This window comes from Planobispora rosea (assembly GCF_014648175.1).
Taxonomy (GTDB): Bacteria; Actinomycetota; Actinomycetes; order Streptosporangiales; family Streptosporangiaceae; genus Planobispora; species Planobispora rosea.
Genome location: NZ_BMQP01000037.1, coordinates 1 through 21,346, shown reverse-complemented (window position 1 = coordinate 21,346; position 21,346 = coordinate 1). Strand labels below are relative to the sequence as shown.

Genomic DNA, 21,346 nt, shown 5'->3' with positions numbered 1-21,346 from the left:
CACGATCCGGAAGAGATCCATAGAATCGGCGTATGACCCTGGAGTTGTTCGCAGGAATTCCGGTAACCGACTACGCGGCGGCCCTGAAGTGGTACGAACAGCTGCTGGGCGCCCCGCCGACGTTCGTCGCAAGCGACACGGAGGCCGTGTGGGAACTCGCGGAACACCGGTCCGTATACGTCGAGCGGCGGCCCGAGCGGGCCGGTCACGCCATGCACACGGTTTTCGTCGACGACTTCGACACGCGTGTGGCGCGGATCGCCGAGCGGGGAATCGAGCCCGTGGAACGCGAGACATACTCCAACGGCGTGCGCAAGGTCATCTATCGCGATCCCGAAGGGAACGAGATCGGGTTCGGCGGTGCTCCCCTGTAACCGGTGCTCCCCCTGTGACCGGCGCGGGCCGGCACGACGGGCGTATCGTCGGACCATGACCGATGATCCGCTGGAGTCACTGCGGCGGCTCTGCCTGGCGCTCCCCGAGACCACCGAACGGCTCAGCCACGGCGAGCCGACCTGGTTCATCCGCGACCGGAAGACGTTCGTGATGTACGCCGACCACCATCACGACGACCGGCTCGCCTTCTGGTGCGCCGCCCCGCCCGGCGTCCAGGAGGCCATGGTCGCCGAGGCGCCCGAGCGCTTCTTCCGCCCGCCGTACGTCGGGCACCGCGGCTGGCTCGGCGTCTATCTCGACGTCCCCCAGGACTGGGCCGAGATCGCCGAGATCGTCACCGAGGCCTACCGGGCCGTCGCTCCCAAACGGCTGGCCGCCCTCCTGGAGTGACCGGGCCGCCCGTCCCGGGCGGCGGCGCCGAGGTGATCAGGGGCGGGATGTCACCTTCCGGCAACCCTCCGGTCACCTCTCGCCTGTTCGCTGTGATCCATGTCCTGGCCGGAGATCGACATCGTCGGAACGCACGTCGGCGCCCCCGTCACCGTCTACGGGAAGGCCGACAGGACTCCCGGAGGGGAGCTCGCCCACGAGGGGAACCGCGTTCCCGACATCGTCGCGTTGGACTCCCGGCGGCTGGTGGTCGGCTGGCGGGCCGGGGTGCGCGACAGCCGTGACCCGTCCCCGAAGGACCAGGGATCGATCATGTACGCCCGGTCGGGCGACGCCGGGCGGACCTGGACGGTCGGCACGCTGGCCGCGGCGACCGCCGCGCACCGCTACCACTACGTGATGTTCCTCAACGACGACGGCGTCCTGTACGCGCTGCTCGGGCTGATCGACGTCGAGCGCGACCGGGATCGCGAGGGCCGGGTGGACGGCTTCCCGACCGCGATGACGGCCAGGCGGAGCACCGACGCGGGCCGTACCTGGACCGACTTCCCGATCACGGTGGAGGTGCCGGACAACGGCCGGGGCGTGGTCGTGGCGGGCAGGCCGCTGCGGTACGGCGGGCACTGGCTGGTGCCGTACTGGCGGCACGCGGGCGGGACCACGCGGGCGGGTGTGCTGCGCTCGGCGGACCTGAGGACCTGGACCCCGGGGGCGCTCGCGGAGAACCCGCCCGGCGTGGCGGTGGAGGAGCCGCAGATCGCGATCTCCTATGACGACCCGGGCGCGCTGGTCATGGTCACCCGCACGCTGGACCTGCGCGGCGGCGCCTCGGCGGCCGAGCGCGACGCCCGCTACCGGGTCAGCGCCGCCCACTGCGCCACCGCCACCAGCACCGACGGGGGCCTGACCTGGTCACGCCTCACGCTGGACGAGGACCTGCCCAACTACTACGTCAAGACGTTCTTCACCCGCGACTCCGGGGGCCGTCATCTGGCGATCTACAACACGCTGGCCGGGCCGTTCACCGGTCCGGCGGAGAGCAGGCCCGACCAGTACCGCGAGGTGCTCCACTACAAGGTGCGGCGGCCCGGGGAACCGTGGGGGCCGGGGCGGCTCCTCGCCGACGGAAGGCGGCTGACCCGGGGGGCGGCACGCGGGTGGGACGTCTATCCCAGCGCCGACGAGTACGAGCCGGGGAGGTTCTTCGTCGTCTGGGAGCACAACCAGATCAACATCAAGGTGGCCGAGCTCGACATCACCCGGGAGTTCCCCGGCGACCTGTTCGCCGGGGACTGGGAGCTGTACGGCGGCGCGCGGCGGGCCCCCGGCGGCGGGTTCGTCCTGCGCAGCGGCGGCACCCGGGCCAGCGGGGCCACCCGCGCCCTCGACGTGCGGCGGGGGTGCGACTTCACCCTGGAGTTCCGGGGCCGGGTCGACGACGACAGCGCGCTGGACCCCCGGACCGGCGACGGAGTCTGCCTGGGCGCGAAGGTGGCCAACGGCGCCCGGCGGCTGATGCTGGCCGTACAGCGCGGCGGGGTCTGGAGCATGCGCAAGGGCTCGCCGGTCTGGGAGCGGGTCCACGCCCTGGACGGCGCAGGGCGGATCGCGACCTGGCGGGTGACCGTCGACAGCTCCGGCGTCGCCCGTCTGTTCCGCGACGGTACGGACACCGGGGCCGCCTGGGTGGTCCAGGACAGCAGGGAACGGCCGCAGCTCACCCACTGGGTGACCGGCACCCCGGGCGGCAACGCCGCCGCGGCCACCGTCGAGTGGACCCGCCTCTCCCCGGCGTTCCCGGAGCCGCTCCCCCTGCCGTGACGGGGACCGGGGCCGTCGCGATCGGACGATCCGCAGGGGGCGATTCCCCGGAGTCGTCCACATGCCTGGCGGCACCACCCCTTCCGCTCCCCCGCCACGCGGTAGCTTTGGGGCGTCCATCACAAGGGGAAGAGATCGTGACGACTTCTATTCATCAGCGGATCGCCGACGAGCTGGGCGTGCGCGAGGGGCAGGTGCGGGCGGCGGTGGAGCTGCTCGACGGCGGGGCCACGGTGCCCTTCATCGCGCGCTACCGCAAGGAAGCCACCGGGATGCTCGACGACGCGCAGCTGCGCACGCTCGAGGAGCGGCTGCGCTACCTGCGCGAGATGGAGGAGCGGCGCACCGCGATCCTGGAGTCGATCCGCAGCCAGGGCAAACTCGACGACGCCCTTGAGGCCCAGATCATGGCGGCCGACTCCAAGGCCCGGCTGGAGGACATCTACCTGCCCTACAAGCCCAAGCGGCGCACCAAGGCGCAGATCGCCCGGGAGGCGGGGCTCGAACCGCTGGCCGACGGGCTGCTCGGCGACCCGTCCGTCGACCCGCAGGCCGCCGCGGCGGCCTTCGTCGGCGAGGGCGTGCCCGACGCCGCCGCCGCGCTCGACGGGGCGCGGGCCATCCTGGTCGAGCGGTTCAGCGAGGACGCCGACCTGGTGGGCGAGCTGCGCGAGCGCATGTGGAGCCGGGGGCGGCTGGTCTCGGCGGTGCGCGAGGGCAAGGAGGAGGCGGGCGCCAAGTTCTCCGACTACTTCGACTTCGCCGAGCCGTTCACCAAGCTGCCCTCGCACCGGATCCTGGCGATGTTCCGGGGTGAGAAGGAGGAGGTCCTGACCCTCACCCTGGAGCCGGAGGAGGAGCCCACCGGTTCCTACGAGGCGGCCATCGCCCACCGCTTCGGCATCTCCGACCGGGGGCGGCCCGCCGACAGGTGGCTGGCCGACACCGTCCGCTGGGCGTGGCGCACCCGCATCCTCGTCCACCTCGGCATCGATCTGCGGATGCGGATGTGGCAGGCCGCCGAGGACGAGGCCGTGCGCGTGTTCGCCACCAACCTGCGCGACCTGCTGCTGGCCGCTCCCGCGGGGACCCGCCCGACGATGGGCCTGGACCCGGGCCTGCGGACCGGCGTGAAGGTCGCGGTGGTCGACGCCACGGGCAAGGTCGTGGCGACCGACACGATCTACCCGCACGAGCCGCGCCGCCAGTGGGACCAGTCGCTGGCGGCCCTGGCCGCGCTGGTGAAGGCGCACGGCGTGGAGCTGGTGGCGATCGGCAACGGCACGGCCTCGCGGGAGACGGACAAGCTCGCCGGCGAGCTGGTCAAGCTGGTCCCCGGGCTGACCAAGATCGTGGTGTCGGAGGCCGGGGCGTCGGTCTACTCCGCCTCCGCCTACGCCTCACAGGAACTGCCCGGCCTGGACGTCTCCCTGCGCGGCGCGGTCTCCATCGCCCGCCGCCTGCAGGACCCGCTGGCCGAGCTCGTCAAGATCGATCCCAAGTCCATCGGCGTCGGCCAGTACCAGCACGACCTCGCCGAGACCAAGCTCTCCCGCTCGCTCGACGCGGTGGTCGAGGACTGCGTGAACGCCGTCGGCGTCGACGTCAACACCGCCTCGGCGCCGCTGCTGACCCGGGTGTCGGGCATCGGCTCCGGGCTCGCCGAGAACATCGTCGCCCACCGTGACGCCAACGGCCCGTTCCGTTCCCGCCGGGCGCTGAAGGAGGTGCCCCGCCTCGGGCCCAAGGCGTTCGAGCAGTGCGCGGGCTTCCTGCGCATCCCCGGCGGCGACGACCCGCTCGACTCCTCCAGCGTGCACCCCGAGGCCTACCCGGTGGTCCGCCGCATCCTCGCGGCCACCGGCTGCGAGATCACCCAGCTGATCGGGAACTCCGCGACGCTGCGGTCCCTCAGGCCCCAGGAGTTCGTGGACGACACCTTCGGCCTGCCGACCGTCACTGACATCCTCGCGGAGCTGGAGAAGCCCGGCCGCGACCCCCGGCCCGCCTTCAAGACCGCCACCTTCAAGGAGGGCGTGGAGAAGATCTCCGACCTCCGGCCGGGCATGGTCCTGGAGGGCGTGGTCACCAACGTCGCAGCGTTCGGCGCGTTCGTCGACGTCGGCGTGCACCAGGACGGCCTGGTCCACGTCTCGGCCATGTCCCGCAACTTCGTCAAGGATCCCCGCGAGGTGGTCAAGTCCGGTGACGTCGTCCGGGTGAAGGTGCTCGACGTCGACATCCCGCGCAAGCGCATCTCGCTCACCCTCCGCCTGGAGGACGAGACCGAGGCCCGCGGCGAGCAGCGCGACCGCTCCGGCGGCGGGCGGCGGGACGGCGGTGACCGGCGCGACGGCGGCCACCGCGGAGAACAGCGCGGGGACCGGCAGCGCGGGCGCGGAGATCAGCAGCGCGGCGGCGAGCAGCAGCGCGGGCAGGGGGGTGGACAGCAGCGCGGCGGCCAGCGGAGCGGACAGCAGCGCGGCGGCCAGGAGCGCAACGCCCCGGGCGGCGCCATGGCCGAGGCCCTGCGCCGCGCCGGCCTCGGTGGCTCCGACGGCGGCAAGCGCTGATCGGGCCACTCGACCGGTGATCCCCGGAGGGCGGCGCGCCCGTCCCCTCCGGCGATACGGCGGCCGTGCCTGTCGTGTGCCGTACGGCTGTCGTCTCCTCGTGGGACGGCGGCCGTACGGCTATTGTGGACTCAGGCATCCCCGTCGATGGTTCCGGGCGCACCGCTGAAGCGCCCGCAGCATGATCCGTATGAGCTGTATGATCTGTCGCCTTCCCGCGGAGGTCGTCCGCGCCCGGTCGTGACCGGCCCCGCCGTGCGGGTGCGCACCCGCAAGGACCTGCGGGCCGCCCGCCGCCCCCGTCCTCCCCGATGTCTCGGTCACCTGCGCGTCGCCCCGCTCTGGCCGATGCACGGGATCAACCTCGGCACGCTGCTGCGGACCTGCGACGCGGTCGGCGCGTGCATGGCCGTACCGCGCCTGCCGTGGGTCCCCGAGGCCCTGCGGCGCGGTAACACCCTGCGCCGGCCCGCCTGCGTGCACTGGGTGCGGGATCCCCTGGACTGGCTGGCCGAGCGCAGGGCGGCCGGTGACCACGTCCTGGGGGTGGAACTGGCGGAGGAGGCCGTCCGCCTGGCCGACCTGCCCATGGCCCGCCGCCCCACGGTGGCGGTCCTCGGCCACGAACGCGACGGCATCCCGCCGGAGGCCCTCGACCTGCTCGACGCGGCCGTGGAGATCCCGATGATCGGCACGGGGGCGAGCCTCAACGTGGCCGTCGCGGGTTCGCTCGTCCTCTACAAGCTGGCCGGGTTCGCCTGAAGGCCGGACCCGGTCAGAGCAGGCGGCGGATGTCGCCGTAGGCCCGGTAGAACCCGCCCCGGCCGGAGGAGCGCACGCCTTCGACGAGGTAGCGGGCGCCCGCCTCGCGCACGTTCTTGGGGAACTGCACGTTCCAGCCGCGCTCGTAACCCTCGCTGAGGACCCGGACCCGGAGTCGTCCGCCCTCCTGGAAGCACTCCACGACCACTCCGCCGTCCGCCTGCGCCTCCGGCGAGACGATCTCCACCGTCGTGGCCGGTTCCACCGCGGCCAGGCCGGTGGCTGCCTTGACGTCCACCGGCTCGGGAACGGTGCCCTCCTGCGCCGCCCTGATCGCCGCCTCGGTGGCGTCGATGCAGGCCAGGGTGCCGTCGGTGGTGACGATGTAGAGGCGGTCGTCGAGGTACTGCATGGAGAAGGCCGAGCCGCAGCCGGTGGCGAGCTTCCACAGGCGCGTGCCGTCGGCGCCGAAGCAGTAGATGGAGGAGTGGTTGTCCCCGGCGAAGACGTAGCGGCCGCCGGGGGCGGTGGCGCAGGAGAAGACGGTGGCGTCGCACTGGTAGACCGCCTCGGTGCGGCCGTCGGACTTGTGCAGCCGGTGCACGGCCCCGCGCGAGGTGCCCGCGTAGACTGACGCGGCCTCCTGCCAGCCGAACAGCACCGCGCCCTGGACCCCGGTCTGCCAGACGGGGGCGCCGTCGGCGGCGTCGTAGCGGGCCACGCCCGCGGAGTGGCCGTGGTAGACGGCCTCGTCGTCGCAGCGGACCATCCAGGCGGATTCGCCCTGGCCGGTGCGCGCCCACTGGAACTCGTCCTCGTGGTCGATGGTGGTGATCCGTCCCGCCCGGTCGGACACGCCGAGCACGCCGTCGTGGATGTCGAGCCAGTAGATGTCGACGTCCTCGGCGATCTCGTAGGCGACCCGGGGGACCTTCCCGCTGAGGTCGTAGACCTTGCCGTCGTCGGCGCCGGCGTAGATCCAGAAGTCGTCGGCGACGATGCACTTGACGCCGTCGGGCAGCCGGAAGCGGCCGGTCACGGTGCCGTCGTGGGTGACGGTGTAGACGTCGCCCCGCTGGTTGCCCACCCAGCAGCGCTCTGCGTCCACGAAGATGCCGAACGCCGCCGCGCCGCTGGCGAAGCGCCACAGCACCGGCGCCTGGCGGGCGGTGGAGCGGGAGCTGACGATGCTGCGCCGGGTGACCGGCCGGGCCTGCCGCACGCCCCGCACCGCGGTCGCGTACCCCTTGCGGACCTTCTCGTTCACCTTCTTCGCCGCGGCGGCCGCGGCCCTCTCCGGAGTGGGGAAGGAGGAGGTCTTGGTCTGCCCGGACTCCCCGATCCGGCCGTAGGTGATCGTCACCTGTGTTCCGTCGAGCACGACCTCGTAGAACTTGTGCGAGCCGCCGCCGTCCTCGGACAGCTCCAGGTACGTGCTCTGCGCCGTCATCTCCGCCTCTTCCCTTGATCGGTTTTTCGGGGAGCGTACGGCAGCAGGGCGACAAATCATGAAATGGGTAACCTGCCTCATGTGGCCACCGCCGGGACCGTGACACCGAGCAAGATCATCATCGACTGCGACCCGGGGCTGGACGACGCCCTCGCCCTCGCCCTCGCGTGCGCCGCCCCCGGCCTGGAGATCGCCGGGATCACCACGGTCGCGGGCAACGCCACCCTGGAGCGGACGACCGTCAACGCGCTGCGGCTACGCGCGTTCCTCGGCGCGGACGAGGTGCCGGTCGTCCCCGGGAGCGCCGGCGCGCTGGCGGGGCACGGCCTCGCGCGGCACAACAGCCCGCACGGGGTCTCCGGCCTGGGGGCGGTCGCGCTTCCCGAGGTCTGCCCGCCCCCGGCCGGCGGTCACGCGGCGGACTTCCTCGCCGAGGCCGTACGGGCGCATCCGGGCGAGATCACCCTGCTCGCGCTCGGCCCGCTGACCAACATCGCGCTGGCCGTGCGCGCGGAGCCCCGCCTGGTGGAACAGGTCCGCGGCCTGGTCGTCCTGGGCGGCCGCCACACCCGCCGCGCCCCGGTTCCCGACTTCAACCTGGCCGCCGACCCCGAGGCCGCCGCGGTCGTGTTCGGGGCGGGCTGGACGGTGACCGCGATCGGCGTCGACGTCGCCGGGCAGGCGCGGGCCGGGGACGCCGTGGTGGCGGAGATGCGGACGCTGGGACGGCTCGGCCGCGAGCTGCTCGTCCCCTGCGTGGAGTTCCCCCGCAGGGCGGGCGGGCCCGGCGGCCCCGCGGTCCACGACGCCTGCGCCGTCGCCTGCGTGATCGATCCGGGGGTGGTGACCACCGCGCCCGCCGCGGTCACGGTGGTCACCGGTCCCGGAACCGCCCCCGGAACGGGTTCCGGCGACAGCGGGGGCAGCGGGGGCGGCAAGAGTGGCGGTGGCGAGACCGCCGCGGGCCCCGCCCCCGGAACGACGGTCACGGACCTCCGGCCGGGGCGACCGGCGAACGCCGTGGTCGCCACCGCCCTCGACGCGGACCGGTTCTGGGAGCTGGCGCTGTCGTCCTACCGCCGCCTCGCCCACCGCCTCGGCTGACCCCTTCCGGCCGGGCCCGCTCCCCAGCGCCAGCCCGAGCGTCGCCAGCACCGCGACCTCGAAGCCGACCACCAGCCGCTGGGTCACCCCGGCCGGGATGTCGTCGTTGGTCAGCTCGACGCCGAACATCCGCACCACGTACGGGATCACCACCAGGAGCAGCACACCCAGCGAGGCCAGGCTCAGCACCTTCACCGTCCTGGCGTACGGCCTGCCCTCGTTCCGCCGTGCCAGGATCAGCCCGGCGACCGGCATCGCCAGGAACGCCGCGAACGCGGCGTACCGGTGGATGCCCCCGGACATGGACAGCGGCACCCCGGGCCGGTCGGTGGGGAAGGCGCCGATCAGCAGCATGCACAGGCCCCAGATCCCGACCAGCGCCGCCGCCTTGCGATCCCTGCCGCGGCGGGCCAGGAGGACGGCGAAGGCCGTCGCGCCCACGGCGAAGAGCGTGAGCGAGGCCGGCAGCAGCCAGCCGTCCCGCTCGAACGCGTACTCGCTGATCAGAGTGTGCACCGGATCGAGCCCTGTGGCCACGTGCAGGCCGAGCATGGACACCGACCCGGCGACGATCGCCGTGTACCCGCCGAGGACCATCCATGGTCCGGAGAACGCCTTGCTTCCCATGGCGTCAACGATCGCGTCGGGCCAGGTCATGAAGTATCCGAAATGATCCCCAGCCATCCCTGACCGGTCCCGGAGGGACCCCGGCCGGGGGTGGGGCAGTCCTCAGGGTGACGCCCGCCGTGCCGTACCCGTGAACTGCGCGGACTCCCCTGGAGGTAGGGCTCTCCCCCTCAGGGTCGGCCGCTTCGGGGTCGTGTCCCGGGGACCGGTGCCCCGAAGGACCCGCTTGACTTGAAGTGCACTTCAACATGCAGGGTGATGTCCATGGGCATCACCATCCAGGAAGCCTCGCGCGTGTCGGGGCTGAGCACGCACACGCTGCGCTACTACGAGCGGATCGGGCTCATCCACGAGGTCGGCCGCGACTCCGGCGGGCGGCGCAGCTACACCCGGCCGGACCTCGACTGGCTGGACTTCCTCACGAAGCTGCGCACGACCGGGATGCCGATCGCCGAGATGTGCCGGTACGCCGAGCTGCGCCGCCGGGGTCCGGCGACCGCGGCCGAGCGGCGGCGCATGCTCGAAATCCATCGGGCTCGGGTCCTGGAACGGATCGCCCAGCTCAGCGAGGATCTCTCAATCCTCGACTACAAGATCGACCTCTACCACGCAATGGAGAACTCTTGACCTCCTCCCCTCCCTGAAGGGAGGGGATTCCAACCGTCGCCGGTCGGCCTTCCTGCTTCACCGCCGGTCGCCTTCCCGAGAGGACTCTCGTTGAGGTCTCACACCAGCTCCACAGGCGTTTCACCTCTCCGCCAGCCCGGCGGCGAGGATGTTGTTCGCGGCGTTGACGTCGCGATCGTGCAGTGCGCCGCAGGCGCACTGCCATTCCCGCACGCCCAGCGGCATCTTCTCTTGCAGGGTGCCGCAGGCCGAGCACAGCTTGGACGAGGGGAACCAACGGTCGATCACGACCAGGTCCCGCCCGTACCACTGCGCTTTGTACTGCAGCATCGAGCGCAGCTCCCGCCAGGAGGCGTCGGAGACGGCGCGGGCCAGCGAGTGGTTCTTGACCATGGTGCGGACGGTCAGGTCCTCGATCACGACCGTTTGGTTCTCACGGACGAGCCGAGTGGTGAGCTTGTGCAGGTGGTCGCGGCGGCGGTCGGCGATCCGGGCGTACACGCGGGCGACCTTCAGCCGGGCCTTGGCCCGGCTGCCGCTGCCCTTCGCCTTGCGGGCGAGGTTGCGCTGGGCCTTGGCGAGTTTGCGCCGGTCGGCCCGCTCATGCCTCGGATTGGTGATCTTCTCCCCGGTCGAGAGCGTGACCAGGGACGTGAGCCCGGCGTCTGCCCCGACCCGCTTCCCGGTCGCAGCCAGCGGGGCGATCGTCTCCTGCACCAGGAGGGACACGAACCAGCGCCCGGCCGCGTCCTTCGACACCGTCACCGTGGACGGCTGCGCTCCTTCGGGCAGCGGGCGCGACCACACGATGTCCAGCGGGCCGTCCATCTTGGCGAGGGTGAGCCGGCCGTCGCGCCAGGTGAAGGCCGAGCGGGTGTACTCGGCCGACGCCCGCGACTTCTTGCGGGACTTGAACACCGGGTACTTGGCCCGGCGGGCGAAGAAGTTCGCAAACGCCGCCTGCAGGTGGCGCAACGCCTGCTGCAACGGCACCGACGACACCTCGGACAGGAACGCCAGCTCGGGTGTCTTCTTCCACTGGGTGAGCGCGGCCGAGGTCTCCACGTAGGAGATGCGGCGGCCCTCGACGGTGGAGGCGCGGGTCCGCTCCTCCAGCGCCTTGTTGTAGACCAGGCGCACGCAGCCGAACGTGCGGGCAAGCTCCTGGGCCTGTCCGGGGGTCGGATGGAAGCGGTACTTGTAGGCCCGCTTCACACTCTGCGCCATATCCACATCATCGCGCGATCGGTTAAGAACCGCATGGTTGTTCGACACGACGGTTCGCCTGACGGCGAATCGCCTGCCCCTGCCCTGCTGCGCAGGGGTCCGATTCCTCCCCCGCCTGGAGGCGGGGGTCTCCTCGGAGGTTTCAGATGAACAAGCGACGTCTCGGCAACGGCGGCCCCGAGGTCTCCGCGCTCGGGCTCGGCTGCATGGGCATGTCGGAGTTCTACGGCCCGACCGACGAGGCCGAGTCGATCAGGGTCATCCACCGGGCGCTGGAGCTCGGGGTCAACTTCCTGGACACGGCCGACATGTACGGCAAGGGGCACAACGAGCAGCTGGTCGGGCGGGCGATCGCCGATCGCCGGGATCGGGTGGTGCTGGCCACGAAGTTCGGCATCGTCCGCGGCGACGACCCGGCCGCGCGGGCCATCGACGGCAGCCCCGAGTACGTCCGCAAGGCGTGCGACGCCTCTCTGCACAGGCTCGGCGTCGACCACATCGACCTGTACTACATGCACCGCCGTGACCCCCGGGTCCCGATCGAGGAGACCGTCGGGGCGATGGCCGAGCTGGTCGCCGCGGGCAAGGTCGGCCACCTCGGCCTGTCCGAGGTGAACGCCGAGAGCCTGCGCAGGGCCCAGGCCGTCCACCCGATCGCCGCGCTGCAGAGCGAGTACTCGCTCTTCGCCCGGGACATCGAGGGGGAGATCCTGCCGGCCGCCCGGGAGCTGGGCATCGCCCTGGTGGCGTACTCTCCGATCAGCCGGGGACTGCTCGGCGGAGCCCTTCCGCCCGCCGACGAGATGCCCGCCGACGACTTCCGCAAGTACCTCCCCCGCTTCGCCGGGGAGAACGCTGCGCACAACGAGGCGCTCGTCGCCGGGGTCCGGAAGATCGCCGACGAGGCGGGGTGCACCCCGGCCCAGCTCGCCCTGGCCTGGGCGCTGTCCCGGGGTGAGGACGTCATCCCGATCCCGGGCACCAAGCGGCTGCGTTACCTGGAGGAGAACGCGGCGGCGGACGCCGTCGTGCTGACTTCCGACCAGCTCGCCGCGCTGGAGGCCGCCGTGCCCGGCGGGGCCGTACACGGTGACCGCTACCCGGACATGTCCTCCATCGAGAGCTGACCACGCGTCCGGCCGGGGACCGATCGGTCTCCGGCCGGGACCGGCGGCCGGGCCGGCCTCCACTGTTCGTCGGTCATCCGGATCATCGCCGTGCCCACGATGCCGAAGACCAGCAGGAGGATCGCCGGTCCGGTGTAGGCGAGCAGCGGGATCCCGGCACGCGTCCCGGCGATCCAGACCACCATGCCGACCGGCACCCCGGCCGGGAACCACCAGCCCGCGTGTCCGGCACGGGCGTAGGCCACGGCCACCGCGATCAGCCCGGAGAGGGAGCCGATCATGCCGGGGACCTGCCACGCGATGACCATCGCGGGCTGGGCCGCCTCCTGCAGGATCGTGGTGGCCTGCTCCTCCGGGAGCCGCCGGTAGAGCACGATGTCGAAGAAGTCCGCGATCATCAGGGAGGAGAAGTTGATCAGGCCGAGCACGGTCACCGCTCCGGCCACGTTGGCCAGGACCACTCCCTTCCCCCGCACCAGGTGGACCAGACCGATCACGCCGGGGACCCAGAGCACCCAGGCGTAGTGCAGCAGGGTCGCGCTGATCCCGGTGGCGACGGGGTTCTGGGCGTAGCCGAGGGTCTCGTCGGCTCCCGCCGTCAGCGGATCGACGATCATGCCGAGCAGCAGGCAGAGCGGGGCGAGGACGAGGCTGACACCTGCGGCGCGGCGGCGGAAGGTGTCGGGGCTGGTGAGTCCGAGCATGGCAGGAACACTAGGGAGGAACCCGTCCCGCGTCGTCGAGGCCCGCTTCGATCCCGTGTCCGCCTCGCGGGGGATGCCCGCCTCCCGCTGACCGATTCAACCGGACTTATCCCCCGCAAGGCGGATTCCTCGACACGATCTTCCCCTTACGCTCGCCTCATGAGCCGCCGTCCGCCGCCCACCCCCGCCGACTGGCTGATCTTCCTGGCCTTCCTGCTGTTCGGCGTCGCCGAGGAGCTCGACGGAGTCATGGGATCCGGTGAGTACGGTCGTCCCTGGTGGTGGATCGGGGTGGTCGTGATCGCCGCGGTCCTGGTGCTCTTCCGGCAGCGGGTACCGTTCACCGCACTGGTCGCCTATGTGTCGATCAACACGCCGCTGACCGCGTACCACGGCGACATGTTCGCCGCCTGGCAGCTCTACGTCCATCTCCTCCTGCTGTTCACCCTGCTCAGCGTGTTCCCGCTGGAGGACCGGCGGGCCGTCGCGGGCTTGTCGCTCACGGCCGTGTACGCCGTCGTCGTCCTGGTGACGGCCTCCGACCTCACGCCCGGCGACGTGGCGGTCCTGCTGGTGATGATCTCTCTCGCGGGCGGCGCGGGCATCGCCGTACGGCACCACCGGCAGGTCGCCCTCCAGGCGCAGGAGCGGGGCGAGCTGCTCGCCCGGGAGGCGGTGACCGAGGAGCGCTTCCGGATCGCCCGGGAGCTGCACGACGTCGTCGCGCACAGCGTCAGCGTGATGGTCATGCAGGCGGGCGCGGCGCGGCTGATGCTCCGTCCCGAGCAGGCCGTCGAGCGCGAGGCGCTGAACGTGGTGGAGGAGACGGGACGCGAGGCGGTGGAGGAGCTGCGTCTCATGGTCGGGCTGCTCCGGACCGGCCCCGTCAAGGACGGGCTCGCCCCGCAGCCGAGCCTGGCCCGCCTGGACGAGCTGGTGGAGCAGATGCGCCTGGCGGGTCTCGACGTACGGCTGACCGTCGAAGGCGACCCGGTGCCGCTCCCGGCGGGACTGAACCTGTCGGCCTACCGGATCGTCCAGGAGGCGCTCACCAACACGCTCCGGCACGCCGGGCCCACCACGTCCGAGGTGCGGATCTCCTACCGGTCCCGGATGCTCTGCCTGGACATCGTCGACGAGGGCCCCCGTGACGGGCGGGTGCCCGGCATGAACGGGACGGGCCACGGCCTGGTCGGCATGCGCGAGCGGGTGGCGCTGTTCCACGGGCGGCTGTCGGCCGGTCCGCGGCCGGGCGGCGGGTACGGCGTGAGCGTCTCGCTCCCTATCGCCGGAAGGATCACCGTGGTCACATGACCGTCTCCGTTCTCCTCGCCGACGACCAGGCGACGGTCCGCCGCGGCCTCCGCCTCGTCATCGGCACCCAGCCGGACCTGCGGGTGGTCGGCGAGGCCGCCGACGGCCGGGAGGCCGTGGCGGCCGCCCGGCGCCTCCGGCCCGACGTGGCGCTCCTCGACATCGCGATGCCCGGCATGGACGGGATCGCCGCGGCCCGGGAGCTGCTGGCGGATCCCGAACCGCCCCGGATCGTCATGCTGACGACCTACGACACCGACGAGAACCTCGAAGGCGCCCTGCGCGCGGGGGTGAGCGGCTTCCTGCTCAAGGTGTCACCGCCCGAGCGGCTGTTCACGGTGATCCGGGCGGCGGCGGGCGGCCTGGCCGCCCTCGACCCGGCGATCACCGGCCGAGTGATGGCGGGCTATCTCGGGACTCCGATCGAGCCGGGCGACCTCACGCCCCGCGAACGCGAGATCCTCGCGCTGATCGGCCGCGGCCTGACCAACGCCGAGATCGCCGCCACCCTGCGCATCGGCCTCTCCACGGTCTCCACGCACATCAACCGCCTGTTCGCCAAGCTCCGCCTGCGCGACCGCGCCGAGGCCGTCCGCCACGCCTACGAGCACGGGCTGGTCCGCCCCCGCGACCCGTAGCGGGACCCGGCCGTCAGCGCTGGAAACGCTCGGCGAGCGCGTTGAGGTTGTGGGCGAGCTCCGCCAGCTCCGTGGCCGCCATCTCGGTCCTGGTGGCCCCGTCGTGGGTGGTGCGGGTCGCCTCGGCGACGTTCAGGATCGAGCCGGTGATGTCGTTCGACGACCGGGAGACCACCTCGATGCCTGCGCCGATGGACTGGGTGGCCTGACTCTGCACCTCGATCGCGGCGACGATGGAGCGCTGGATCTCGTCGATGCGGTTGATCACTGTGCCGATGCGGCCGATCGCCTCGATCGCGTTCTCGGTGTCGCCCCGCATCGCCGCGACCTTGCTCTCGATGTCCTCGGTGGCGGAGGCGGTCTCCTGGGAGAGGTCCTTGACCTCTCCGGCGACGACGGCGAAGCCCTTGCCCTGCTCACCGGCTCTGGCGGCCTCGATCGTCGCGTTGAGCGCCAGCAGGTTCGTCTGCTGCGCGATCGAAGTGATCATGTTGACCACGGCGCCGACCTCGCCGCTGGAGGTCCGCAGCCGCTCGATCGTGCGGTTGGTGGTCGTGGCCAGGCCGACCGCCTCTGCCGCGACCTCCACGGCCTCGGTGACGGCGCCGTTGATGTCCCGGATGGACGCCTGGAGGCTCTGCGCCGCCTGGCTGGTCGAGCTGACGCTCTCGGAGACCTGGTCAACGTTGGACGAGGCGCTGCCCGCCTGGTCGGCCGCCGTCTGGGCACCCGACGCCAGGTCCCGGCTGGTGTCCGAGAGCCGCGCGGAGGCGGAGATGAGGGCTGCGGCATTGTCGGCGATCTCCCCGATGGCCCCGCGGACCGTGGTGACGACCTCGTCGAGGCTCTTGCCGAGCTCGGCGAGCTCGTCGGTGCCCCCGATGTCGGCCCGCACGGTCAGGTCCTTGTCCGCCAGAGCCTTCATGGCCAGCACGAACGAGCCGATGCGGCGCGACACCCGCCGGGCGAGCAGGACGGCGGCGCCGCCCAGCAGCACCGCGGCCAGTCCGGCGGTGACCAGCGTGAGGGTCTTGGCGTCGGACGCCGTGGCCTCGGCCGCCGCGGAGGCCCCCTCGGCCTCGTCGGCGATCGCCTTCTCCAGTTCGGGCAGCATCTCGTCGAACCGCCGGTAGCGGCTCTCGAAGTCGGGCCGCGCCTCGGCCGCGCCGACCTGCCGCGGGTCGCTGACCACCCGGCTGGCCAGGGTCACCACCCGCTGACCGGCCGCGATCATCTCATCGGTCGCGGCGTCGAGCTCCTTCAGCTCACCGGCCAGCTCCGGCCGGAGCCGGACGATCTGCGCGAAGCTGCCGCGCAGCTCCGACACGTGGGAGCCGAGCAGGTCCAGCACTTTCTGCCGCTCGGCGCTGTCACGTGTGGTGATCGCGTTCAGGACGTCGCCGCGGAACGCCACCCGGGCGGTGTCGGCCGTTCCGACGGCCTCCAGGGCCGCCGCAGCATTGCCCGCCTCGCGCTGTGTGTCCTCAAGCTGCGAAATACCTTGATAGCCGATAAGGCCCGCCATCGTGACCATGACGAAGCCTCCCGCCGCCAGGGACAGGATCTGATGCCGGATTGTGAGTCTCATTGCCGCCTCTTCCATCGCTTGCCCGGTGAATCGACAGGTACAAGGCGAAGCTGAGGGCTCAAGTGATGCGAGTCACTGCCGATTCGCAGGGAAGAACCGGCAGGCCCTCTGAGTACCCAAGGACATCCCCATGCGCATCACCCCGTTGCTCGCGGCTCTCGCCGCCGGCGTTCTCGTCACCGGCTGCTCGGCGGAGCCGGACGCCCCGGAGGATTCCCGCGCGGCGGGCGCTCCGGCGACGCAGGCCGCCGCCGCCCGCGCCTACCTGCCCGACGACATCCTGCGGTCGGGAGTCCTGGTGGTCGGCTCCGACCTGTCGTACGCGCCCATGGAGTTCGTCGAGAACGGCGAGCAGACCGGGTTCGACGTCGACCTGGCCACCGCCATCGCCGCCAAGCTCGGGCTGGAGCTGGAGATGCGGCAGACCTCCTGGGGTGACCTGCTCGGCAAGGCGGAGTCCGGTGAGATCGACGCCGCCATGTCGTCCATCACCGACACCGCCGAGCGGCAGCAGCGGGTCGACTTCGTCGACTACCTCAACGTCGGCTCCGTCATCGTGGTGCGCGGGAAGACGGACGACGAGGGCGTCGCCGCGCTGTGCGGGCAGCGGGTCGCCGTCCCGGCCGGCACCATCTACGTCGATCTCGCCGCGGCCCAGAACGAGCGCTGCCCCGCGAGCAGGAAGATGACGGTGGTGACGGTCCCGGCTCTGTCCGACTCCAAGAAGACGGTGCTCGCCGGCAAGGCCGACGCCTACCTCGACGACTTCCCGCCGGGGTCGCTGGCCGTGCAGGAGAACTCCTCGCTGCGCATCTCCGGGCCGCAGATCGAGGCGGCGCCGTACGGCATCGCGATCGGCAAGGGCAAGGGCACCCTGAAGAAGGCCGTCCAGCAGGCCCTGTACGAGCTGTTCGAGGACGGCACCTACGACGGGCTGCTGAAGAAGTGGGAGATCGCGGAGGGCTCACTCAAGACCGGGGCCATCAACGGCGGCGCCTGATCCCGGTGATCCATCCGGAATCTCCCACCGGGGATCAAAGCCCCAATGAGCAGTAAGGGTGTCGTAAGCGGGCAGCAATCTGTGCACGTTACCCTCCGGTCACATGCACACCAGGAAGCTCGCTCTCGTCGGCGCGGTCACGGTGGCGGCCCTGGCCGTCCCCGCGACCGCATCGGCGTCCCCCGACACGCCCGTGACCGTCACCGTCATGGGCACCTCCGACCTGCACGGCAACACCCTCAACTGGGACTACTTCAAGAACGCCGAGTTCACCGACAGCCGGGGCAACCACGTCGGCCTGGCCAAGGTCTCGACGCTCGTCGACAAGATCCGGGCCGAGCGCGGCGCGGACCGCACCCTGCTGTTCGACTCCGGCGACACCATCCAGGGCACGCCGCTGGCGTACTACTACGCCAAGATCGAGCCGGTGAACGAGACCGGGAAGCTCCACCCGATGGCCCGTGCGATGAACGCCATCGGCTATGACGCGGTGACGCTGGGCAACCACGAGTTCAACTACGGCCTGCCGCTTCTGGCCACCTGGGTCAAGCAGATGAAGGCCCCGGTACTCGGCGCCAACGCCGTCCACGCCAGGTCCGGCCTGCCCGCCTACCGGCCGTTCGTCATCAAGACGATGAAGGCCAGGGGCGAGAAGCCGATCAAGGTCGGCGTGCTCGGCCTGACCAACCCGGGCGTGGCGATCTGGGACAAGGCCAACGTCGAGGGCAGGCTGCGCTTCACCGGCCTGGTGCAGAGCGCCAAGAAGTGGGTTCCGGTCATCCGCGGCCTCGGCGCCGACGTCGTCGTGGTCACCGCTCACGCGGGCGACAACGGAATGTCGTCCTACGGCGGCGACCTGCCGGTCGAGAACGCCTCGGCCATGGTCGCCGAGCAGGTCCCGGGCGTGGACGCCGTGCTGTTCGGGCACGCGCACAACGACGTGCCGCAGAAGTTCGTCACCAACAAGGCCACCGGCCGGCAGGTCCTGCTGACCGAGCCCGGCCGGTGGGGCCAGCGGCTGAGCGTGCTGGACTTCCAGCTCGCCAAGAAGCGCGGTGAGTGGACCGTCGTCGGCAAGTCCTCCACCACACTGAACACCAACACCGTGGCCGAGGACCCGAAGATCGTCTCGCTCATGAAGGAGCAGCACGACACGACGGTCAAGTACGTCAACACGGTCGTCGCCCAGTCCAGGGAGCAGCTGTCGGCGGCGGAGTCCCCGTACAAGGACACCCCGATCCTGGACTACATGTAGAACATTCCTTGAGGCGAGGTTCTCAAGGAGGCGTCATGCCACGCTTGGTCGCGCTGGGGCCAGACTCCCCGATCCCGGTGGTCTCATACGCTCGCATCTCGGCGGACACCAAGAAGGACGAACACGGTGTGAAGGACCAGCACATCGTGAACCACGAGACGGCTGCCCGTTGCGGATGGACTGTTGTGCATCAGTTCACCGACAACGACAAGTCCGCCTCGAAGGCCGATGTCGTCCGCGACGGCTTCGAAGCGATGCTCGTAGCCCTGCGCAAGGGCCAGCTCCCCGACGGCACGCCGATTCGCGGTGTGGTGGTCGTGGCCGATGACCGCCTTGCCCGGCGTTCGGGTGACTACGAACGCTTCGTTGACGCGTTCACCTACAACGATGGCTTCGTCTTCGCCGACTCCAAGAGCGTCAAGAACCTCTACAGCGAGGACGTAGAGAGCATGGGCATGTTCGGCGTGGTCATCTCCAAGATGGAGGCCCGGAAGATCCAGCGCCGCATGCGCCGTTCGCATCAGGCGCGGGCCATGCAGGGCAAGCCGGTGGGCGGGGTGCGTCCGTTCGGCTGGAAGGCCGATCGCCTGACCCTCGACCCTGCCGAAGCTCCGCTCATCCAGAAGGCCGCGCGACTTCATCGCTGGTCGTTCCCTGAACTCGATCGTGACGGAGTGGCAGAAGGCGGGCGTGCTGACCCCTCGGGGCAATCCCTGGCGAGTACAGACCTTGAGGACCATGCTGGCCGCTCCCCGGTTGTGCGGCTGGCGTCGGCTCAACGGGGACTTCGTACGGGACGCGGAGGGCAACCCCGTCGTCGGCCAGTGGACTCCGATTCTCACCCCGGAAGAGTGGCTCGCCGTGCAATCGATCATCGATAGCAGGAAAGGCCACCAAGTGGGCAGCGACGGGGCTGTCTCCGGCCCTCTCTCGCAGGATTGGCGGGAGCACACCTATCTCCTTACCGGGTTCCTCCGGTGTGGACGGCTCATGCCCAACGGCAAGATCTGCAACAAGCGACTGCGGGCGTCAAAGCCGAAAGGCAAGGACTATCACCTCTATCAGTGCCAGTCGAAAGGCGCGGGCGGGTGCGGTGGTGTCAGTCGGCGCGGCGACCTGGTGGACTTCGCGATCTCTCAACTCGTCCTGAACTTCATGGAAGCAAGGGCGGTCTTCAACGCCCCTGAGCAAGATTCCTCCTGGGACAAAGAAGACGAGTTGTCCGCCGCCATAAAGCGCCGCGATGCTCTGACGGCGAAGTGGGAGAGTGAGGAAGTCAGCAACGAGTTCTTCTTCAGCGCTCTTCCCCGGCTTGAGAAGACGATCAGTCGGCTCCGTGCGGAGAAGCACAGGCATGCCGCCTCGGTCGAGCGTCAGCGCGCAAGCTCGGCGATCGACATCACCGAACTCCGCCGTCGTTGGGACCTGCCCGAAGAAGAAGGCGGTCTGGCTCTGTCGCAGAAGCGAGCACACATCCGGGAAGAGCTGCTCGCCGTGATCGTCCATCCGGCGGGCGGGGGCTACAAACCCTTCAACCCCGATCTGCTGGAGCCGGTCTGGCGGGAAGACTGACCGGACGTCCTGAGACGTCCTCGTCGATCAAGGGAGCTGACTGCCTTACCGAAAGGTGCCAGCTCCCTTACTTATGCCCTCAAACGATCAGGTGCAGCCGCATGCAGTCGGACGCCATGGGACGCAACCGGACGCCGGTGGACGTCTAGGGACTCTCACGGGGACTCACGGTTAATGGACTGCGCGGAACCTTGGTCTGCATGAATTCATCTTTCGAGTGGTAAAAATGTGAGTACGAAAAGAGCCCCGTAGTTCGGGAAGCAGCGAGACACCAGCCGCGACAGATCGAGCACAGAGCGCCACCGGGCAATAAAACGATGACAAGCCGTTCCGCTGGGGGGACCCGGCCAGCGGTAGGCCCACACCACGGCAGTGCTCACCTGGCTAAACCGTCGCGCAAAACCTAACACTCCACGCTCTCGCTGAAAGAGACACCACCGCAAGAGCGGGTATGCCGTTCCGGCATATCCGGCGATGGCGCTCACCCTTTTCCCGGTACAGGCGGCGGCTTTCCCTGCGAGGAAAGGAGTGAATTGGTACCCAAAGGACCGGTACCGCAAGCCGCGCTTATCGAGGAGTGGACTAAGCGCATGATCGCTCAGGCTCCTGAGCGTTCGCCCGAGAAGTGGCGGCGTATCGCTGCCATCTACGGCATCGAGTTCTCTCACCAGCGGGCCGATGCCGCTCCGTCCGTCCCCGCCGAGAGCGGGAGGGATGCCGCGTGAGCGATGTCCCGCCGTTCTCGCCTGACATCCTGGCCGCCGTACAGCGTGCAGCCATGCCGGACTTCGCCCGGTGGCAACGCATGGTGTATGCGACTGGCGGCTGTGCTCAGCCCGTCCGGCTCCACGGGGAACGCCTGACCGTGGACGCCGGAACGGGTGAGGTCCTGGACGTCTACCGGACCGCCGACGAACCCACCGGATTTCTGCTGACCGCATGCGGCAACCGGCGTGCGTCCCGTTGCCCGTCCTGCTCGGCCACTTATCGAGACGACACCTATCACCTGATCATCTCCGGCCTCCGTGGCGGTAAGGGCGTTCCGGAGGACGTGAGTGAACATCCACGCGTGTTCGCCACGTTCACCGCTCCCTCCTTCGGTGCGGTCCATGGGTGGCGTCCTCGGGGCGGTGTAAAAAGCTCGACGAGGTAGGTGCCGCGGGTGGATCTT

At 70.6% G+C, this 21,346-nt stretch carries 17 protein-coding genes and 4 pseudogenes; 16 read left to right on the top strand and 5 right to left on the bottom strand.

Going from position 1 to position 21,346, the window contains the following annotated elements; all coding sequences use genetic code 11:
- The first annotated feature begins 32 nt into the window (after nt 1-32).
- The 5 genes from IEZ08_RS29110 (at nt 33) to IEZ08_RS29090 (ending at nt 5,942) form a co-directional block, all read left to right on the top strand.
- Complete coding sequence (locus tag IEZ08_RS29110) at nt 33-374, top strand: VOC family protein (RefSeq protein ID WP_068926030.1); 342 nt, start codon at nt 33-35, stop codon at nt 372-374.
- Between the two features lie 55 nt (nt 375-429).
- On the top strand, nt 430-786 hold the full coding sequence (locus IEZ08_RS29105; RefSeq protein ID WP_068926031.1) for an MmcQ/YjbR family DNA-binding protein: 357 nt from the start codon (nt 430-432) through the stop codon (nt 784-786).
- Between the two features lie 99 nt (nt 787-885).
- Nucleotides 886-2,607 carry a sialidase family protein gene (locus IEZ08_RS29100; protein ID WP_068926032.1) on the top strand — a complete coding sequence of 574 codons (1,722 nt, stop codon included), beginning with the start codon at nt 886-888 and terminating at the stop codon, nt 2,605-2,607.
- A gap of 137 nt (nt 2,608-2,744) precedes the next feature.
- Nucleotides 2,745-5,180: a Tex family protein gene (locus IEZ08_RS29095; protein ID WP_068926034.1), complete on the top strand. Its 2,436-nt coding sequence runs from the start codon at nt 2,745-2,747 to the stop codon at nt 5,178-5,180.
- A 240-nt stretch (nt 5,181-5,420) separates the two neighbouring features.
- Nucleotides 5,421-5,942 carry a TrmH family RNA methyltransferase gene (locus IEZ08_RS29090; protein WP_068926035.1) on the top strand — a complete coding sequence of 174 codons (522 nt, stop codon included), beginning with the start codon at nt 5,421-5,423 and terminating at the stop codon, nt 5,940-5,942.
- A gap of 13 nt (nt 5,943-5,955) precedes the next feature.
- Here the strand turns inward: IEZ08_RS29090 and IEZ08_RS29085 are convergent, their stop codons facing one another.
- Nucleotides 5,956-7,392: a WGR domain-containing protein gene (locus IEZ08_RS29085; protein ID WP_068926037.1), complete on the bottom strand. Its 1,437-nt coding sequence runs from the start codon at nt 7,390-7,392 to the stop codon at nt 5,956-5,958.
- Between the two features lie 81 nt (nt 7,393-7,473).
- On the opposite strand from IEZ08_RS29085, the gene IEZ08_RS29080 reads away from it, so the two are divergent.
- The gene (locus IEZ08_RS29080; RefSeq protein WP_203863527.1) at nt 7,474-8,496 is read left to right on the top strand and encodes a nucleoside hydrolase; all 1,023 of its coding nucleotides are present in this window, start codon (nt 7,474-7,476) and stop codon (nt 8,494-8,496) included.
- A gap of 90 nt (nt 8,497-8,586) precedes the next feature.
- Here IEZ08_RS29080 and IEZ08_RS40700 read toward each other — a convergent pair.
- Nucleotides 8,587-9,048, bottom strand: a pseudogene (locus tag IEZ08_RS40700) (DUF998 domain-containing protein); the annotation flags it as partial.
- A 339-nt stretch (nt 9,049-9,387) separates the two neighbouring features.
- Between IEZ08_RS40700 and IEZ08_RS29070 the strand changes: the two are divergent.
- Complete coding sequence (locus tag IEZ08_RS29070; protein ID WP_068929080.1) at nt 9,388-9,750, top strand: MerR family transcriptional regulator; 363 nt, start codon at nt 9,388-9,390, stop codon at nt 9,748-9,750.
- Between the two features lie 34 nt (nt 9,751-9,784).
- On the opposite strand, the pseudogene IEZ08_RS29065 reads toward IEZ08_RS29070, so the two are convergent.
- Nucleotides 9,785-10,977, bottom strand: a pseudogene (locus IEZ08_RS29065) (RNA-guided endonuclease InsQ/TnpB family protein); the annotation flags it as partial.
- 146 nt (nt 10,978-11,123) lie between these two features.
- On the opposite strand from IEZ08_RS29065, the gene IEZ08_RS29060 reads away from it, so the two are divergent.
- Complete coding sequence (locus tag IEZ08_RS29060) at nt 11,124-12,104, top strand: aldo/keto reductase (protein ID WP_189243383.1); 981 nt, start codon at nt 11,124-11,126, stop codon at nt 12,102-12,104.
- Here IEZ08_RS29060 and IEZ08_RS29055 read toward each other — a convergent pair.
- On the bottom strand, nt 12,074-12,808 hold the full coding sequence (locus IEZ08_RS29055) for a hypothetical protein (protein WP_189243382.1): 735 nt from the start codon (nt 12,806-12,808) through the stop codon (nt 12,074-12,076). The genes IEZ08_RS29060 and IEZ08_RS29055 overlap by 31 nt on opposite strands.
- 159 nt (nt 12,809-12,967) lie before the next feature.
- On the opposite strand from IEZ08_RS29055, the gene IEZ08_RS29050 reads away from it, so the two are divergent.
- Both IEZ08_RS29050 and IEZ08_RS29045 read left to right on the top strand, forming a co-directional pair.
- Nucleotides 12,968-14,122, top strand: coding sequence for a sensor histidine kinase (locus IEZ08_RS29050; RefSeq protein WP_068926047.1), 1,155 nt, complete (start codon nt 12,968-12,970; stop codon nt 14,120-14,122).
- Complete coding sequence (locus IEZ08_RS29045; protein ID WP_068926049.1) at nt 14,119-14,760, top strand: response regulator; 642 nt, start codon at nt 14,119-14,121, stop codon at nt 14,758-14,760. The genes IEZ08_RS29050 and IEZ08_RS29045 overlap by 4 nt, the downstream gene beginning before the upstream one ends.
- 13 nt (nt 14,761-14,773) lie before the next feature.
- Here IEZ08_RS29045 and IEZ08_RS29040 read toward each other — a convergent pair whose 3' ends face one another.
- Nucleotides 14,774-16,348, bottom strand: coding sequence for a methyl-accepting chemotaxis protein (locus IEZ08_RS29040; protein WP_068926050.1), 1,575 nt, complete (start codon nt 16,346-16,348; stop codon nt 14,774-14,776).
- Between the two features lie 130 nt (nt 16,349-16,478).
- Between IEZ08_RS29040 and IEZ08_RS29035 the strand changes: the two genes are divergently transcribed.
- The 6 genes and pseudogenes from IEZ08_RS29035 (at nt 16,479) to IEZ08_RS29020 (ending at nt 21,328) form a co-directional block, all read left to right on the top strand.
- The gene (locus tag IEZ08_RS29035) at nt 16,479-17,348 is read left to right on the top strand and encodes an ABC transporter substrate-binding protein (protein ID WP_068926052.1); all 870 of its coding nucleotides are present in this window, start codon (nt 16,479-16,481) and stop codon (nt 17,346-17,348) included.
- 103 nt (nt 17,349-17,451) lie between these two features.
- Nucleotides 17,452-18,603: a metallophosphoesterase gene (locus IEZ08_RS29030; protein WP_229803617.1), complete on the top strand. Its 1,152-nt coding sequence runs from the start codon at nt 17,452-17,454 to the stop codon at nt 18,601-18,603.
- Between the two features lie 35 nt (nt 18,604-18,638).
- Nucleotides 18,639-19,136, top strand: a pseudogene (locus tag IEZ08_RS40695) (recombinase family protein); the annotation flags it as partial.
- A gap of 133 nt (nt 19,137-19,269) precedes the next feature.
- A pseudogene (locus IEZ08_RS40690) lies at nt 19,270-19,428 on the top strand (recombinase family protein); the annotation flags it as partial.
- 165 nt (nt 19,429-19,593) lie between these two features.
- Nucleotides 19,594-20,175: a hypothetical protein gene (locus IEZ08_RS39855; RefSeq protein WP_229803613.1), complete on the top strand. Its 582-nt coding sequence runs from the start codon at nt 19,594-19,596 to the stop codon at nt 20,173-20,175.
- 721 nt (nt 20,176-20,896) lie between these two features.
- Nucleotides 20,897-21,328, top strand: coding sequence for a replication initiator (locus IEZ08_RS29020; protein WP_189243380.1), 432 nt, complete (start codon nt 20,897-20,899; stop codon nt 21,326-21,328).
- Nucleotides 21,329-21,346 lie beyond the last annotated feature (18 nt).